Origin of the sequence: Cellvibrio sp. PSBB023, from assembly GCF_002007605.1 — a bacterium.
Classification (GTDB): Bacteria; Pseudomonadota; Gammaproteobacteria; order Pseudomonadales; family Cellvibrionaceae; genus Cellvibrio.
The window spans coordinates 3,875,830-3,892,981 of the sequence record NZ_CP019799.1 but is presented as its reverse complement, the minus strand read 5'-3'; the positions used below and the strand labels follow the sequence as shown (position 1 = coordinate 3,892,981).

Here is a 17,152-nt window from a genome sequence, read left to right as displayed (position 1 = left end):
TCGGCCCGGGTATCTGAATCCCCCATCAGGGTTCAGCGCCATTCCCGGCGCCAAAGGAATACCTGACTAATCACATCTATCGATGAGGACAATAATGATGATCACGCTATTATCCCGCTTAACCCAGGTGCGGCATCTGGCCACAACCGGCTGCCTGCTGCTCGCAACGCTGGCCATGCCCAGCCAGGCTGTGGTGTTCCAGGCCGAAAACTACAACAATTTCTTTGATACCACGCCCGGCAACACCGGCGGCGCCTTCCGCAATGACGCGGTGGATATTGAAATCACCAACGACTCCGGCGGCGGCTACAACGTCGGCTGGATTACCGCTACCGAGTGGCTGGTGTACAACAACCTGTCCATTCCCACCAGCGGCAACTACACCATTCGCCTGCGCGTCGCCAGCCCGTCAGGGGCAACAGCCTCGGTGGACTTAAACGGCGGTGCCATCCAGCTGGGCAACTTTGCCATTCCTGCCACCGGCGGCTGGCAGAACTGGACCACCGTAAGCCGCACGGTGTACATCAACGCCGGCACTTACAACCTGGGGGTATTTGCGCAAACCGAGGGCTGGAATTTTAACTGGATCGAAGTGGTTGGCAGCGGTGGCGGCACCACTGGTCTGGTGACTGTGTATGAGCACTGCAACTACGGTGGCTGGTCCGCTGGCTTCAATGCAGGCTCATTTGATGTGAATGCGCTGACCGCGTTGGGCGCGCGCAATGACCAGATCTCCTCCATTCGTGTCGCCGCCGGTTATGAGGCCGTACTCTATGAGAACTGGGATTTCAGTGGCGCCTCGGTAACCATCCGCGGTGATAGCAGCTGCATCAGCAACTTTAATGACCGCGCCTCCTCCATGATTGTGCGCACCGCAACTACCAACCCGCCTGCCACCGGCTTTGCCGCCGTTGTCAGTGAAGCCCAGTTCAACCAGATGTTCCCCAACCGCAACCCCTTCTACACCTACGCCGGGCTGGTAGCAGCCACCGCCAGTTATCCCGCCTTTGCCGGCACGGGTGATCTGGCGATGAAAAAACGCGAAGCGGCAGCAGCGCTGGCCAACTTCTCCCACGAGACTGGAGGCCTGGTGTATGTCACGGAAATCGCCCAGGGCGAGTACTGCGGCGATTGGGATGGCAATCCGGCAACCTGCCCCTGCGCCCCCGGGAAAAAATATTATGGCCGTGGCCCCATCCAACTCAGTTGGAATGGCAACTACTGCGCCGCCGGTGATGCGCTGGGCCTTGACCTGCGCGCCAACCCCGATCTGGTACAGCAAAATGCAACCGTCGCCTGGCAAACCGCACTCTGGTTCTGGATGACTCAATCCGGCGCTGGCTTCCGCCCTGCACACAACTCCATAGTCAACGGCAATGGCTTTGGGGAAACTATCCGCACCATCAATGGTTCACTGGAATGCAATGGCGGCAACCCTGCACAGGTGCAAAGCCGTATTAATGACTTCAACCGCTTCCTGAATATTTTGGGCACTACCGCAGGCTCCGGCAGTTTAGGTTGTTAACCCCGGGCTAAAACCCCAACAAAAATGCCCCTGACGGTATCCGTCAGGGGCATTTTTTATCGCGCTAGCGACAGGTTATTGTTGCCACAACCGCCATTCGCGCCCGGCGCGCTCAGCGCGGAAGGTTTCAATCGCACCGCGCTCTTGCAAGGTGACATACACCGTTTTGCCATCGGCACCGCCGAAGGCCACATTGGTGGGTTTTTGGCCTTTCAATGTAATGCGCTCGATAACCGTGCCGTGTGGCGATACCACCGTCACTTCGCCCGCGCCATAACGGGCAATGTAGAGATTACCCGCTACATCACTGCGCATACCATCCAGGCCGTGATCAGGAAATTGAATCAACAAGCGCTTGTTGCTCACTGCACCGCTGCGGGCATCTATATCGTATTTCCACACCCTGCGCTGCACGCTCTCATTCACATAGAGATGCTTTTCATCCGCACTCACCTCCACTCCATTGGTAGTGCCCATATCCGCTTCCAGCAGGGTCACTGTGCCATCGGTGGCGATCATCCACAGGTTGCCGGTGGAGGCCGCCCAATTGGGATCGCTGGCATAAATCACACCGGAGGCAGCGATGGCGATATCGTTGGGCTGATTCATTTTATCGCTGTGCGCATGAACGCTAATGGCCTTGGTGCGCGGGTCTACCTTGAGCACATTGTGGCCGGTGTAATCCGCCACATACATAACCCCCTGGCGATCAAAACGAATGCCGTTGCCGGTGCTGCCCTTGGGCAGAGTCAAAAACAATTGGGCATTGTCCTGCTGATCAATAATGGCGATGGTGCCGCCACGGGTTTCATCGGCTGCTGCCTGCGCCAAACTCACCGCATAAAGATTGCCCTGTGCATCCACGGCGGGACCTTCAATGCCCTGGGTGAACACGCCATCGCCTACATAGTCAGCGGTTTGCGCACTGCAATGGAAAGCAACCAAACCGGAAATACCGCCAAGCACGCTGGCGACAAGAAAAGGAAATCGCATAAAACCCTCGCTGTGGTTTGTAAAAATAATTTATTCACAAGCAGGTGTAGTGGTAAAAAATTCTTATAGAAACCGGTTAGCCGGTATCACTGGCAACCTTTATAACCAAGCCGCCGCCCGAGCGCAACCACGCAATAACAACGCATGCACACTCTGCGCGCACCACAAAACGCACCATTAATTCTCAAAAATAAAAATACTGGCATTTAATTGGAGCACGAAAAAATCATTTTTAAGCACCAATACAGATCACGATCACAACAAACCATGGGATTTACGCACTATTTAAGCATTGGCATAGCCGTTGCAAAAGTCCATCCAGCTCGCACCGAAAACCCGCACGCACCAATATGGGAATCGCTGCGCAACCTTATTAGTTAATCAGGCCTGGATGATCTTTCATGAGTAGTTATCGTTTCCCATTGTTGGATTTTTCCAACAAATCCATAGCGACCTTGCACTTCACCTGGTTTGCCTTTTTCCTGACCTTTGTGATGTGGTTTAGTTTGCCACCGTTAAAACCACTGATTACCGCGTCCTTTGCGATGACACCACAGCAATGGGCCGCGCTCTTAACCCTGAACGTAGCACTCACCATTCCAGCGCGAATTGTGGTGGGCAGTTTGGTGGATAAATTTGGCCCGCGCGCTATTTATTCCGGCCTGCTGATTTTTTCCGGCGTGCTGTTAATTGCATTTGCCTGCGCACAAACCTTTGAACAACTGGCGCTGTTTCGCTTTTTGCTCGGCTTTGTCGGCGCCGGTTTTGTGATTGGTATTCGTTTAGTGAGTGAATGGTTTCCCGCACGCCAAGTCGGTTTGGCGGAGGGGATTTACGGTGGCTGGGGCAACTTTGGTGCTGCCGCTGCCGGTTTTACCCTGCCCTTTTTGGCGATCCATGTATTTGGCGGTGATGACGGCTGGCGCTATGCCATGGGTACCGCCGCAATTATTGCGATGATCTATGGCGTCGCCTTTTATGCCAGCGTGCGCAACACCCCCAAGGGCTCCACCTATTTCAAACCCAAAAAATCCGGCGGTTTGGAAGTAAGCAATCGTAAGGATTTTTGTTTTTACGTGATCATGAACCTGCCCATGTATTTAATCCTCGCAGTGCTTGCGTGGAAAATGTCGCCCGCGAATTTAGGCTTATTGAGCACAGCGACAACCTATGTCCTGTATGCAGTATTGTTTGCGCTCTTTGTATTTCAGTTCTCGCAAATTTATCGCGTGAATAAAGACATGCTGCAAAAAGGCAGCGTGGCCGAGCACGACAAATATGAATTCAAACAAGTGGCTATTTTAAGCTGGGCTTACCTCGCCACCTTCGGTTCGGAAATCGCAGTAGTCTCAGTATTGCCTGCGTTTTTTATGACAACCTTTGAAGGCCTGAGTGTCACCCAGGCAGCAATGCTTGGCGGCTCTTTTGCATTTATGAATTTAGTGGCACGCCCTGGTGGCGGCTGGGTGAGCGACAAATTTGGTCGTCGCTTTAGCATGAGTATTATCCTTGCTGGTGTGGCCTGTGGTTATCTGCTGTTGGCGCAAATCAATGCCAGTTGGCCCTTGTATCTCGCCTTCTCGGCAGTGTTTATTTGCTCGCTGTTTGTGCAGGCAGGTTGCGGTGCGGTGTTTGCGGTGGTGCCTTTAATCAAGCGCCGCATGACCGGCCAGATTGCAGGCCTTGCCGGTGCTTATGGCAATGTGGGTGCGTTGTTCTTTTTGACGATGAATACCTTTATTGATATTCAATCCTTCTTCTGGATGCTCGCCGGTACTGCGACTATAGGTTTGGTATTTGTGCAATTCCTGAAGGAACCACAAGGCCACGTGGTAGAAGTGAATGAAGATGGTTCACTGCATAAAATTGAAGTGAGTTAATTCTCATAGGTCGAAGTGCACCACTATCAGTTGAGACACGCCGTAAACCCATCCATGGGGGCTAACCGTCGACATCCATGTCTCCGATTGTCTCAACTGATAGCGCTGCACTTCTCCTGCAGCAATGTGCCATCTCATTTCCAAAAAATTCTCTTGCGAGAATTTTTCTTTTTATAGAACTGAAAATTTATGGATCACCTGCAATCAGTGCTGCAAATAACCTTCGCACAAAAAAGTGACGCAGGCCGTAAAGCGGAAAACCAGGATACGGTGGGCGCGCGCATTCCTGAAGGTAACCTGCTCACCACCAAAGGTATTGCCGTTGCTATTGCCGATGGTGTGAGCAGCAGCAATGCCGCGCGCGAAGCGAGCCAAACGGCCATAGCCGGATTCCTCAGCGATTACTACGCAACGCCCGATACCTGGCGCACCCAACAATCCGCCATGCGCGTCATCCAAAGCTTGAACTCAAGTTTGTGGGGGCGCAGCCAAAATTCCATTTACGGTGAAGGTTATCTCACCACCTTTTCAGCACTGATTTTAAAAGGTAACAGCGCGTTTATTTTTCATGTGGGCGATACACGAGTCTATCGCCTGCGCGACAACAACCTCGAATTGCTCACACGCGATCACACCCAACGCCTCGACAAACACACCACCCATTTAAGCCGCGCCATGGGCGCCGATCCTTATCTGGAAGTGGATATGCACACACTGGAATTGCAGCCTGGCGATATTTTTATTTTGTCCAGCGACGGTATTCACGAACCCATTCCACCTGCCGAATTAAAAGCACTGATACTGGCCGAACAACAGGATATGGATGCCTTGGTGCACTTGGCACTGTCGCTCGCGCTGCATCACAAAAGTGAAGATAACCTCAGTATTCAGGCGCTGCGCATCGATAATTTGGGAACCGCGGCGCAGAGCGATGCCGTAAACGTGTTATCGCGCCTGCCTTTTCCGCCCGTCTTTTCGCCGGGTCAGAGTATCGATGGCCTCACCATTAAAAAAGTGCTGCATGAATCCACCCGCAGCCAGGTGTATTTGGTGGAGGACGAGAAAAAAAATCTACTCGCCATGAAAACGCCTTCAGCGATTTATCAGGACGATCCGGCCTACATCGAACGCTTTGTGATGGAAGCCTGGATTGGTGCGCGTATTCAAAGTGCCGGAGTGGTGCGGGTGATTCCCGCCTCTGAATCGCGCTCCTGCCTGTATTACCTCACCGACTATATTCCCGGCCCCACCCTCGCCCAATTATTAAAAGAGCGCGGCATTTTAGCGATTGTGGATGCAGTGGAACTCACGGAAGGATTCATTCGCGGCATACGCGCATTTCATCGCAAAGAAACCCTGCACCAGGACCTGAAACCGGACAACATCGTCATTAGTGGCAAAGGCCCGGTGATTGTGGATTTTGGCTCCTGCTGGGTAGCAGGTGTGCAGGAAGCGGGCGCGCCTATTGCACGCGATAATATTCTGGGCACCCTGGATTATTCAGCACCGGAATATCGCTACGGCGGCCGTACCAGCGAAGCGTCAGATCAATTTTCACTGGCCGTGCTGCTCTACGAAATGCTCACCGGCAAACAGCCTTACGGCAGCGCTTACAGCAAAGCCATGGATTTAAAAAGTTTTCAAAAACTCCGCTACATCTCCGCCATGAAATACAATCCGCTAGTGCCCTACTGGCTGGATCGCGCACTGGAAAAAGCCCTCAGCATTAACCCCAATCACCGCTACCAGGCGCTCTCGGAATGGCTGCAGGATTTAAAACGCCCCAACCCCGATTGGCTGGTGCCGCGCTCACAGCCCCTGCTGGAAACCCACCCGGAAAGGGTGTGGAAAGCGCTGGCCATTCTCGGTTGGCTCACAGCACTTGCACTGCTCTTGTGGCGCGATTGATTCAGGCAGCACACTCAAGCTGTGATTCAGGCGCTCTCGCGTCGCCCTGATTTTCTGTTAGGCTCTCGCCCATCCTTGCTCACCTGCAAAACAACCAATAACAATGGTAATTCCAGCGATACCACAGAGGGATGTTTGTCATGGCCAGTAAACGTGCACTGATTGTGGATGACTCCACCACCGCCCAGTACCGCCTGAAAAAAATGTTGCGCGCCTATCCGCTTGATATCGATATTGTCGACTCGGGCGAAGCCGCGCTGCGTTATCTCGCGCACCACTCGCCCGATGTGATTTTTATGGATCACCTGATGCCGGGCATGGACGGATTTCGCGCGCTACAAATTATTAAATCCCACCCCGAAACCGCCATGATTCCGGTGATTATGTACACGTCCAAAAGTGGTGATGTCTATACCGGTCAGGCGCGGGCGCTGGGCGCCTTGGATGTGGTCAGCAAAGACCGTATTAATGCCACGGATTTATCGCGGGTCATGGAGACCATTCATATTTATCCCCTGCCCAAGAGTCAGGCTCACAGCAACACCGACGTGGAAAGCCCGGAATTAATTGCAGCGGCTAACAAGGTGAGCCTGGTCAGCGGTTCGGAACTGGAACGCCGCGCACCCAATCAAGCCGCCATGGAACAGGCGCGCAATATTGAGCTGCGCCTCAGTCACATGGAACACAGTTTGGAAGACAATCGCCGCTTTATTACCTCCCGGGTATCGCGCGAATTACAGGGGCTGCGCCAGGCATTGCGTGAAGAACTCGGTACTATTTTGCAGCAGCAACCCCCTGCTATCGCACAGGACACAACCGAAGCCGTCACACCCGCCAACAATACTCGCTGGGGCTTGGGTATGGTGTTGGTCGCCGGTATTCTGGTCAGCCTGTATTTTTTACTGCAAATCAATAACCGGCTTGAACAAAATACCCGGCAGCAGAATGTATTAACCGAACAATTGCACACACTGATTCAGCAAGCGCCCGCCGCGCAAATGCCATCGTCTACTACCACTATCAGCGCGCAGACGGCAGCCATTAACAACACACCCACCGTGCCTGCCAGCGCAAGTAATGCAACAGATTCCATTAATTACCTGGACGATCTGGCCTGGACGTTTAATCAACAGGGCGCCCTCGCCTTTCGCCAATACACCATCGACACCAGCACCCTATTGCGCCTGCACGAATTGTTGCACCGCCTCGCCAGTCGCGGTTTTAAAGGGATTGCCGCTATCACTATTTATGTGGGGGATTTTTGTATCGGCAAGGACAAAAACGGTATGGATCAACTCGCTGCCGATGAAACCAGCCTGAGCAATTGCCTACTCTCCAGCGAAATTTACGGCATGGATCGTTTGATGGCCGACTACTCACGGGAAACCGAAATGATTTTGCGCAATTTAACCGGCAGCATTAACAGCACACTCAAAGTAGACATACACGCACTGGAAGGCACCGAGCCCTACCCCGAACGCCTGCCGACTTTTTTTGCCGGTGAATGGAATGCAATTGCGCAAAAAAATAATCGCATTGAATTGGTGTTGGTGCCGGAGGAATAACACGCACAACATTGTCCAATATTACCCATAAAAAAAGCGGAGCCTGATCAACAGCTCCGCTTTTTTTATGGGCATTAATGCATTAACCGATGTCATTAACTTTCATCAATATCGTACACATGATTAATCACAAAACGCGCTTTCGGCAGCAAGCCGTTTTCCTGTGTATTGCTGTAATAGGCTTGCCAATGTTTAACACCGCTCCAAAAGGTTTCCGGTGCGGAGAGGTTGGCATTGACACCCGGCGCCAAATCAAAACCCTGGGCGCTGAATAATTGGTTGAGCATCATCGCCGAGGGAAAACCTGTGTGTTGCATTAGCGGGTTAGCCGCATTGCCGGCGCCCCACACATAGGCGAGCCAGGGCAAAATATTTTCTACGGCGTCGTAACTTACCCGCGCCTTTTGGTAGGCCGCCAGAGATTCCAGAATTTTCTCCTGCGGTACGGGTATGGCTAACAATGCCAGATTGGGTAACTCTTTTTGGCTGGGCAATTGTTTGAGTGGCAAATCAATCAAGCCGTTGCGCGTAGGTGCATAGCTGGCAGTGGCAGGTTGGAATAAAGGCAAATGATAAAAACGCGCGTGCGCAAAATCGCCCTGATCAAGCTGTAATAATCCGCACTCTGACCAGTAGGAAGGCAGCATATCGCCGCGCAAATGGGACTGGGCAACACGCAGGCGAAAGGAGGCTACATCCTTACCTCCGGCCAGCACCACAAAACTCCACTGCGCCGGGTTATCCAGCGCAAAACTTTCATAGGCGCGCGGCAACCATTGCAAATTGCTTTCGCGATTAGTGCGCGGCAGCGCTTGCACGTCGGTTTGCACATGGCTTTGCACCGCCAGGGTTTGCTTGATCATCTTCCTTTCCTCACAACTGAAAATAATGGTGTCACAGACTGGTTAATTTAAACGGACCACAACTCTTGCTGTATTCGCGACGCCGCGTTTCGTCGGCCTCGGTACAAACGTAATCCACACTGAATTCTATGCCGCCCGGAATAGCATGGAAGCGCAGCAGCGCAACATGGTCACCACGCTGGCGGTGTTTAATAGTCAGGCGTAAATTGGAAAATTTTATGTCATCGATTTCGCACACAGCCGGGTGACACGGAAAGTCGTCGCCCTTGCCGAATAAACGGTGCAACGCATTTTTAGCCAGCTTGTATTGATCGACGCAGTTGGTATCAATCAAGCGCGAGGGCGAGGCGATCACTTCATAAAACAGCGGATTACCCCGTGCCGTTTTGCCTTCTACGATACGCCCCCAGTGCACATCCCCAGTGATGTAAATGACCGGAATACCCGCCGCGAATAATTCGCCCAGAGCCTTGGTGATCAGCGCGAAGTCGGCATAGTTGGGCATTTCCATATCGGTTATTTTGCACGCCCAGGGGCCGGGGGTTTCTATTAACAGTGCCTGGCCTGAACTTAATAAACCCACCGCACTTTGCCCTTGCTGTTTACGCGTGAGTAAATCCTGTTTCCATTGTTCTATGGCGATGTGAGTGGCGGCAGTAAACATCTGCGTGCCGTCGCTATCGCGCTGGGTGCGCCCATCCAAAAACAACATGCTCAGCGGCGCAATATCCTGCCGGAAAAATCCATTAACTTGTGCCGGTGAACGCTGGTAGCGCTCGTACAAACAGTTCGCCAATCGCTGCCAATTGGCGCGGTCTTGCGGGCAATAGGTGTTGTTGAGCTGCGCTTGTGGGAGCGGATAGTTATTCCAGAATTCGTGATCGTCGGGCACACACAATACCGGGCCGTGACGCAGTACATCGGCCAGCCCCGGCTGTTGCGCGCTGTTGGAAAACCAATTCAATTGGTATTTTTTGCCAAGGGTTTTGGCGAGTGCATTGGCATTGAGCGGTAAATCCTGCTGCGAGGGCAAATCCAGATACACCTGATCGCCAGCCAACACCGTAAAATCCGGCGCAGGTTTTATCGCTTTCACCAAATCCGCAAGAGCGCGGCTTTTATCATTGGGCTGGTAGTAGCAGGAGGACAACAGCAGGTTAAAACTGGCAGCGGCTTTATCCGGCAATTGCACAGGCGGGCGTCGGCTGGTGAGAGTGACCTGCTGATTGGCGGCACGCACCGTGATGTGAAACCGCTCGCCGGTGGCAGGCCAGGGCAATACAAATAAGGCGCGATAATTCAGCGGCACACCGCGCGCATCACACACCTCATCGCCCAGGGGTTCAAAACCGGGCGCGAGCAGTTGTGCGCTAACAGCTTGACCCAGTATTTCAAAGCTGACCGTTGGCGGTGGATTCACCCCCAATACACCGACCCACACCACTAACGCGTCAGGTTTCCCCACAGGATTGTAAGCAAACAACTGCACCTGAATTCTCCCTTGAACATGATGGCTCGCTTACTATATAGCGGATTGACCAAAACCCACATCACCATTCATATCCGGAGTACCTGATGATTCGCCACCTGTTATTAATTGAATTCAGACCAACGGTAGATGCCGCGCAAATCGCCGCCGTCAAAACCCTGTTTGAGACCATTCCCGAAAAAATTGAGGGCATTGTGGCGGTGGAGTGGGGCTTGAATGACAGCCCGGAAGGATTGAATAAACAATTTACCCATGCGGTATTCATGACGTTTGCCGATGAGGCCGCCCGCACAAACTATTTGCCGCACCCGGCACATGAGGCGTTAAAACAGGTATTTGTCCCCCTGCTGAACGACATTGTTGTGTTCGACTACAGCCTGTAATCCACAGTCTCTAGGCCACCGCTAAAAAAAACCGCGCCATAACCAGGGTTATGGCGCGGTGCTGCGATACAAACAGCAAGCGCTACTCAGCGGTCAGAGAATGGATATAGGCCACCAGATCTTGCAATGCCTGATCGTCGGGCAAGGTTTTGGCCATGGCCGCCATCTGTTGGCCAGTGGTATCTCGCGGGTCTGCACCGCGCGCACCCGAGCGGTATTTTTGCAGTTGTTTTAGCAAATACCAGTCGGCTTGGCCCGCAATACGCGGCGCGCCCAATTCCGTATTGCCTTTGCCATCCGCCCCGTGACAGGCCACGCAGGTCGCAAAATAACCCGCGCCGCGCCGTACATCGCCCTTGACCCTTGCCGGCTGGGTGACTGTGGGCAACTTGGCAATATAGTGGGACAGGTGGGAGATATTGGACATGCGCTCTTGCTCTGGCTGGAGGAAATCCACGGCGGCACGCATGGAAATGCCGTCCACATCCTTAAAGTGTGTGCCGCGCAGCCCGACCAGGAATTTTTGTAATTGCGTTTGTATATAGGCGTGATCCAAACCTGCCAAGGCGGGCGCCCCCAGTGCGGCATCGCCACCGGCATCATCACCGTGGCAACTGGCACAATGCTGGCGATAAAGCACGGCACCGCTCTCTGGAGATGACCACTGCCAGACTTGTGGTTTGAACGCATAGCGTTCGTAGTACTTGGCATAGGTCGCCTCATCTACCTTGGGGTATTCAAGCGCAAGCCCTGAAGCCCGGAGCTTAAACGCCATTTGCGATTCACTATCTAACCGGTTGAGCAGCCCCTGCAAGGCACGCAGTTCGGCGTCGCTTGGCTCCCGTCGCAAGTCGCGCCAGACCTCCAATAGCGCTGTAGCCATGAGCGGCAAACGGCGATCTGGCAGGTGCTGCCAACTGGCGATGGTCTTGGTTAAATCGCCGGATTTACGCAACATCATCTGCCGGGCAATCATGTATTCCGGGGTCTGCTCCAGTGTGGCGAAGTGCTGGAGAAAACTGCCTTGCACAGCATTATTTGTCCGATTTAACGCTGCCCAGTAATAATCGCTATGGCGCAATGCCGCCAGGGTAAAGGCCTGTGCTAGCCACGGGTCGGACGGTAGCTGGGTACGCAAACCGAGCAACTCTTGCGCCGCCACTTTTGAGGGTTTTTGTTGCGCCAGGGCAACCAGCGCCCAGAGTCGGGTTTTGGCATCACTGTCATCCAGGCGTGCGGCGATTGCCAAATCCTTCGTTGAACCACTCTCTACCAGCGCCCTTACCGCGTTCTTGCGGGTGGCTGGCGATGGGTGCTGCAAGGCGCGTTGGATAGTCGCCACATTGGCTTTGCTCGCCATGGTGAAATGCCCCAAGCCCTGCAATGTCCAGATGGCATGGATGGATTGCACATCCAGACCGATAGCATCCATCGTGGGCGGAGCCAGCAGGATATTGCGTAACGCCGGTACGGCATCCACACGCCCTTCTTGCACCAGCTTGCGCTGGGCTGTCATCCGCCAGAACAGGTTGTTGTTAGACAGGGCCGCCACCAGCCCGGCGCTATCCGCCTTGCTTAAATCCAGCGGGGTATAGGCCGGAGCGCCCTTGGCGACAATGCGATAAATACGCCCGTGCTTACCGTCGCGCAGGGGGTTCTCATGGGCATTGCCCTTACCCGTGGTCGCATCAAACCCGGCGGAGGCTTTGGTCGGGGTCGGGTTGTGCTGGATGATGAAGTTATACCAGTCAGCCACCCACAATTGACCGTCCGGCCCTACGTCGGCATAGACGGGCGACAGCCATTCATCGCTACTGGCCAAGAACAAGCCCTGATTGTGAGCGCTGTAGCTACTGCCGTTTTCCGTCAGGGAAAACTGCCCCAGGAAGTGCGTCGTAGGTTCGCCAATAAAGGCGCTGCGATTCCAGAAGCGCTCGGGAAAAGCGCGGGCGGTGTAGAGATTAAAGCCCGCGCCAGCGGTATAGCGGCCGTGCGAGTCCACCTGCAAAAAGTTATAGGTGAGCGGGAAAACCTGGGAGAAGTCATCGATTTTGGCAGCCATGCCCGGCGCCATAGATTCATGTTTACCGTAGACATAATTACGCCACAGCGGCACGTGCCAGGCGGGTGCGTTGTTAGCCGTAGAACCAAAGACCTCAAAGTCCTCACTCAGGCCCAAACCCCAGGTATTGTTGTTGAGTTGGGCGATGGGTTCGATATTGCGCCCATCCACATCCATACGGTACAGGCCGTTTTGAAACTTCCCTTGGGCTTCACTGCGCGTGCCAGAGTAACCCACCGCGCCCCAGATGCGATTATCGTGTCCATAGCGCAGGTTCGACGGGCCGGCGTGGGTGTCCTCTATGCCCCAGACGCTGTTTAACACCTGACGCACATCGGCTTTGCCGTCACCGTTGGTATCTTTCAGGAACAGGAAGTGCGGAGCCTGGGCCACAATAAACCCGCCATTGACCGCGACCAATCCGGTGGGGATATTCAAGCCATCGGCAAATACTGAGCAGCGATCTGCCCGGCCATCGCCGTCTGTGTCCTCGCACATGCTGATGCGGTCAGAACCATGGCCATCCGCACGCAACTCGTTGGGGTAGTCCAGGGATTCCGCCACAAACAGCCGACCGCGCTCATCCCAGGCAAAGGCTACGGGGTTGGCGATATCCGGCTCAGCCACGAACAACTGTAACTCAAATCCCTGTTCTACCATGCTCAGTGCCATGGTTTCCTGCGGTGTGAGCGGATGTTGATACTGGGGCGGCGGCGCCACTTTGCGATAGTTGGGGATAGTCCCTTTGTCTTCATACTTAGCAGTCGGCAGGGAGCTAGCCAGCGCGCGATTCGCTTTGCGCTTCTCATCGCCCACGCCCCACAAAATGCCGCGAATCAGCAATTCATGAAACGCCACCTGACCCCAGGTTGCCGCGTCGTGGCCATAAGCGGTGTAAAACACCCGGCCCTTGCCCTGTTGGCGCACCCAGGTCCAGGGCTCTTGGTCGCGCAGCATAAGCACAGTGCGACCATCCTTATTGTGGTCGCTATGGACATAGGTTTCGTCTTTGGTTTCAAAGCCTTTAAAACCGCGTACCACCGGGTGGTTTTCCTGCCCCGGCGCTATGCGGGTGGTAAAGGTTTCCAAACCGTGGCTGTGGAAACGCCCCCCGACCAACTTCACGTAAGCGTCTGATTTGCTGAAGCATGCACTCGCGCTGTGGATCGGTAAAAAGGCACCGCCCTGCTCCACAAAACGCAGCAGGCTGGCCTCTTGTTGCGGGCTTAGTTGATCGTAATTGGCGTAGAGCATCACCGCATCAAAGCGCGCCAGACCGGCATCGGTGAGTTGCTGCAAATCCTCATGGTATTCCATGCGGATTTTTTCTCGCCCGAGCGACTGGTTAAACATTGGCGCGTATTGATACGACAGGTGATAGCCCGATCCCTCGCGCTGATCGTGGCCAATAAACAGTAAATTGATAATGCCGTCGTCGCTGTTGGCCTGAGCGCTGCCCAAGGGTAGTGCCAGGCCAACAATCAACAGAACAAGGGTACAAAGTCGTTGGATGGTGTCGTTATTTATAATTTTCATAGTGATATATCTGTGTGAAAAAGAGCGATTACACGGCTTGGGGCGCGAGTGTGAACGCGGGCATCTCTATCAGCTTGCCGCCCGCGAGAGCAGATTCATGGGCCAAAATACCCACACAACTGATATTCGCCGACTCCACCGCGTTGGGGTAAGCGTTATGCCCCTCCAACACCGCGCGAATGAATTGATGCACCAAATGCGGATGTGAACCGCCGTGCCCGCCGCCCTGGGTAAAGCTCAGGTGCTGGTTGCTATCGGCATCGTAAACACCGCGCCCGGTAAAGTGACGGATGGATTCCGGCAATAACTCGGCATAGTCAGGCACCTCAACCCAGGCGGGAATTTCCGGCTCAGGTTTGCCCAGGGTGTGGATCACCGGCTCCTCGCCTTCCACCAGTGGCCATTCGTAGGATTTCAGCGATCCATACACGTTAAAACTCTCGCGATATTGGCGCGCCGTATCAAACAGCGAGCGATGGATTTGCGCCGCCACATCGGAGTCCTGCAACTGGATATGACAAGACTCCACCGCAAAGGGTGAACCGTACACCTGCGCCAGCTCATCGCGGATACGCCCCGAACCCACGCAAGACACCGCCTTGGCCAGCTTGCGCTCCAGCCCCAATACCGGGCCGACACAGTGGGTGGCGTAATGCATTGGCGGCATACCTTCCCAATAGCTCGGCCAGCCGTTCATATCCTGCTGGTGACTGGCCTGTAAAAACTGGATTTTGCCCAACTCGCCGCGCTCAAACAGTTCTTTTACAAACAGGAATTCGCGGCTGTACACCACCGTTTCCATCATCATGTACACCTTGCCGCTGTCGCGGGAGGCCTGAACGATGCGCTCACAATCCTCCACCGAGGTCGCCATGGGCACAGTGCAGGCGACGTGTTTGCCCGCCGCCAATGCCATCAAAGTGTGGCGCGCGTGATCGCCAATAGGGGTATTGATGTGCACCGCGTCTACATCCGGGTCTGCCAGCATCTCCTCGTAGTGGGTGTAACACTTGGCCGCCATACCAAACTGCTGCACCAAGGCATCCATCTTCTGTTGGTTGCGCTGGCAAATAGCCACCACCTCTGCCTGCGGATGAGCCTGATAAATAGGGATAAACTCCGCCCCGAAACCCAGCCCGACAAGGCCAACCCGCAATTTATTCGTCGTCATAGTGTGATTCTCCTGTCAGATAAAAAATCAGGCGCCCGCCCACCACCGGCGCAAAAACGCCAGGCCATCGCGCGCAAAATCATCCTGGCTCTCGGCAAAACGGCGCCAAATGCACACCGCCTCCGCCAAGCTGGATGCGTCCGGTGAAAAACTTTCAATACCGATCTTGCCCCGGTAGCCAATCGCCCCGAGCCCATCGCGCAGCCCGGCCCAATCGCTATTGCCATCACCCGGCACCCCGCGATGGCTATCCGATACTTGCAGGTGGATAAGCAGCTCGCCCGCCGACACCACTGCGCGACGAAAATCGGTCTCCTCGATATTCATGTGGAAACTGTCCAGTGAAATGCCCAGATAGGGACTGGCCACCTGCTGCAGGAAACGCTGGGCATCGGCCACGTTATTGATCATGTCAGTCTCAAAGCGGTTGAGCGGCTCCAGCCCCAACCTCACTCCGCAGTTACCGGCGGTCTGCGCCAACTGCGAAAGGCTCGCGACGGATCGCTCCCACTGCGCGCAGCGCAGCGACTCAGTGCCCAGGCGCGCCTTGCCAACCGGCGCATAAAGCGGCCCCACCACACAGGACGCGCCCAGCCCTTCGGCCAGTGCCAGACACGACTCAAAGTAATCAAATGCCTGTCGGCGCGCCGCGCTACTCTCAGCGCTCATATCGCGCCCGGCAGTCACAGCAGCACAAATCACCACCTCCAGCCCCAAGTGCGCCAGAACCGGTTTAAGTGTTGCGACAGGAATATGGCTTGGCTCCTCCACGGGCAGTTCGACAAAATCAAAGCCCAGCGCGGCAATGTTTTCGAGGAGTGCGATCTGATCGCCGGTAAAAGGGGATGTCCACAGCCAGGTGCTAGCGCCAAATTTCATGGGATTCAGGAACTCCTGCGTCAATCATTATTGTGATATGGCACCATGCTAGCCTGCCCACTCCCACGCGCGCTTGTACCCTGCCGTAATAAAATTGTACGATTCCGACATGAACTATTTTGATGACTGGCTCGCCCAGTTGGATCCACGCCACTCGCCAACGCAACTTTTCGACTACATGCCCAACGTGATGTATTTTGTGAAAGACCGCGAAGGCCGCATCATGACTGGCAACCAGGCATTTGCAGAGCGCTGTGGCTGCCGCTCGCCTGGTGAGTTGTTTGGTAAACGGGATGAAGAACTTTTCCCGCCCTATATGGCAGAAAAATTTCGTCGCGATGACGAACTTTTACTTAAAAATGGCACATCTTTACTGAATTTAATTGAGCTGTTTCCAACCCGCGAAGGCTTACCGGAATGGTTTATTACGCAGAAGCTACCGCTGTTTGATCGCCACTCAGCGATTTATGGCCTGTGTGGCATAGTGCAAAGTTACGAGCGCATGCTGGATCACTCGCAAAACCCGATTTTTCAAGTGGTGCAATACATTCGCACACGCTACACCGAACACCTGAGCATTCCCGATATTGCCCAACAATTCGGTTTTTCCGAGCGACAACTCGAACGCCGCTTCGCCGACACCTTTCGTATCAGCCCCTCGCAATATTTAATTCGGCTGCGTGTACTGATTGCCAGCGATCGCCTCAAATACTCCAGCGAATCCATCGCCAACATCGCCATCGACTGCGGCTTTTACGATCACAGCAATTTCATCCGTCACTTCAAACGCACCTTTGGAATAACACCACTGGTGTATCGCAAACGCTACAACCTTGAGCAACCTTAAAAACCAAGTACCAGATACAACAAAGCCGGCATTTGCCGGCTTTGTGTAGTG

12 protein-coding genes are annotated in these 17,152 nt (G+C 54.2%); 6 read left to right on the top strand and 6 right to left on the bottom strand.

What is annotated here, in order from left to right; all coding sequences use genetic code 11:
* The first annotated feature begins 94 nt into the window (after positions 1-94).
* Positions 95-1,525, top strand: a complete 1,431-nt coding sequence (locus B0D95_RS16735) for a glycoside hydrolase family 19 protein (RefSeq protein WP_246841635.1) — start codon at positions 95-97, stop codon at positions 1,523-1,525.
* Between the two features lie 75 nt (positions 1,526-1,600).
* On the opposite strand, the gene B0D95_RS16730 is transcribed toward B0D95_RS16735, so the two are convergent.
* Positions 1,601-2,518 (bottom strand): SMP-30/gluconolactonase/LRE family protein, encoded by a 918-nt coding sequence (locus B0D95_RS16730; protein WP_078044966.1) that lies wholly within the window; start codon positions 2,516-2,518, stop codon positions 1,601-1,603.
* Between the two features lie 401 nt (positions 2,519-2,919).
* On the opposite strand from B0D95_RS16730, the gene B0D95_RS16725 reads away from it, so the two are divergent.
* From B0D95_RS16725 to B0D95_RS16715, 3 genes are all read left to right on the top strand, one after another.
* Complete coding sequence (locus B0D95_RS16725; RefSeq protein WP_078044965.1) at positions 2,920-4,398, top strand: MFS transporter; 1,479 nt, start codon at positions 2,920-2,922, stop codon at positions 4,396-4,398.
* A 189-nt stretch (positions 4,399-4,587) separates the two neighbouring features.
* A complete protein-coding gene (locus tag B0D95_RS16720) occupies positions 4,588-6,306 on the top strand; it encodes a bifunctional protein-serine/threonine kinase/phosphatase (RefSeq protein ID WP_078044963.1) in 1,719 nt (572 codons plus the stop codon).
* Positions 6,307-6,446: 140 nt separating this feature from the next.
* The gene (locus tag B0D95_RS16715; RefSeq protein WP_246841634.1) at positions 6,447-7,871 is read left to right on the top strand and encodes a response regulator; all 1,425 of its coding nucleotides are present in this window, start codon (positions 6,447-6,449) and stop codon (positions 7,869-7,871) included.
* 95 nt (positions 7,872-7,966) lie between these two features.
* On the opposite strand, the gene B0D95_RS16710 is transcribed toward B0D95_RS16715, so the two are convergent.
* Entirely contained in the window at positions 7,967-8,734 is a 768-nt protein-coding gene (locus tag B0D95_RS16710; RefSeq protein WP_078044961.1) for a hypothetical protein, read from the bottom strand.
* A 31-nt stretch (positions 8,735-8,765) separates the two neighbouring features.
* Positions 8,766-10,223 (bottom strand): alkaline phosphatase D family protein, encoded by a 1,458-nt coding sequence (locus B0D95_RS16705; RefSeq protein ID WP_078044960.1) that lies wholly within the window; start codon positions 10,221-10,223, stop codon positions 8,766-8,768.
* An 86-nt stretch (positions 10,224-10,309) separates the two neighbouring features.
* Here B0D95_RS16705 and B0D95_RS16700 point away from each other — a divergent pair, with 86 nt between their 5' ends.
* Positions 10,310-10,606, top strand: a complete 297-nt coding sequence (locus tag B0D95_RS16700) for a Dabb family protein (protein ID WP_078044959.1) — start codon at positions 10,310-10,312, stop codon at positions 10,604-10,606.
* A gap of 82 nt (positions 10,607-10,688) precedes the next feature.
* Here B0D95_RS16700 and B0D95_RS16695 read toward each other — a convergent pair whose 3' ends face one another.
* The 3 genes from B0D95_RS16695 to B0D95_RS16685 are packed head-to-tail and all read right to left on the bottom strand — an operon-like array spanning position 10,689 to position 16,254.
* Positions 10,689-14,204: a PVC-type heme-binding CxxCH protein gene (locus B0D95_RS16695; protein WP_078044958.1), complete on the bottom strand. Its 3,516-nt coding sequence runs from the start codon at positions 14,202-14,204 to the stop codon at positions 10,689-10,691.
* 28 nt (positions 14,205-14,232) lie between these two features.
* Positions 14,233-15,375: a Gfo/Idh/MocA family protein gene (locus tag B0D95_RS16690; RefSeq protein ID WP_078044957.1), complete on the bottom strand. Its 1,143-nt coding sequence runs from the start codon at positions 15,373-15,375 to the stop codon at positions 14,233-14,235.
* Positions 15,376-15,402: 27 nt separating this feature from the next.
* The gene (locus tag B0D95_RS16685) at positions 15,403-16,254 is read right to left on the bottom strand and encodes a sugar phosphate isomerase/epimerase (RefSeq protein WP_078044956.1); all 852 of its coding nucleotides are present in this window, start codon (positions 16,252-16,254) and stop codon (positions 15,403-15,405) included.
* Positions 16,255-16,363: 109 nt separating this feature from the next.
* Here B0D95_RS16685 and B0D95_RS16680 point away from each other — a divergent pair, with 109 nt between their 5' ends.
* Positions 16,364-17,101 (top strand): AraC family transcriptional regulator, encoded by a 738-nt coding sequence (locus tag B0D95_RS16680; RefSeq protein ID WP_078044955.1) that lies wholly within the window; start codon positions 16,364-16,366, stop codon positions 17,099-17,101.
* The last annotated feature ends 51 nt before the right edge of the window (positions 17,102-17,152 follow it).

What these genes read in the sequence shown, in the direction of transcription:
- B0D95_RS16700 (WP_078044959.1), top strand. Translation starts at nt 10,310, where the DNA reads ATGATTCGCCACCTGTTATTAATTGAATTCAGACCAACGGTAGATGCC.
- B0D95_RS16695 (WP_078044958.1), bottom strand. Translation starts at nt 14,204, where the DNA reads ATGAAAATTATAAATAACGACACCATCCAACGACTTTGTACCCTTGTT.
- B0D95_RS16720 (WP_078044963.1), top strand. Translation starts at nt 4,588, where the DNA reads ATGGATCACCTGCAATCAGTGCTGCAAATAACCTTCGCACAAAAAAGT.
- B0D95_RS16690 (WP_078044957.1), bottom strand. Translation starts at nt 15,375, where the DNA reads ATGACGACGAATAAATTGCGGGTTGGCCTTGTCGGGCTGGGTTTCGGG.
- B0D95_RS16725 (WP_078044965.1), top strand. Translation starts at nt 2,920, where the DNA reads ATGAGTAGTTATCGTTTCCCATTGTTGGATTTTTCCAACAAATCCATA.
- B0D95_RS16710 (WP_078044961.1), bottom strand. Translation starts at nt 8,734, where the DNA reads ATGATCAAGCAAACCCTGGCGGTGCAAAGCCATGTGCAAACCGACGTG.
- B0D95_RS16735 (WP_246841635.1), top strand. Translation starts at nt 95, where the DNA reads ATGATGATCACGCTATTATCCCGCTTAACCCAGGTGCGGCATCTGGCC.
- B0D95_RS16680 (WP_078044955.1), top strand. Translation starts at nt 16,364, where the DNA reads ATGAACTATTTTGATGACTGGCTCGCCCAGTTGGATCCACGCCACTCG.
- B0D95_RS16715 (WP_246841634.1), top strand. Translation starts at nt 6,447, where the DNA reads ATGGCCAGTAAACGTGCACTGATTGTGGATGACTCCACCACCGCCCAG.
- B0D95_RS16730 (WP_078044966.1), bottom strand. Translation starts at nt 2,518, where the DNA reads ATGCGATTTCCTTTTCTTGTCGCCAGCGTGCTTGGCGGTATTTCCGGT.
- B0D95_RS16685 (WP_078044956.1), bottom strand. Translation starts at nt 16,254, where the DNA reads ATGAAATTTGGCGCTAGCACCTGGCTGTGGACATCCCCTTTTACCGGC.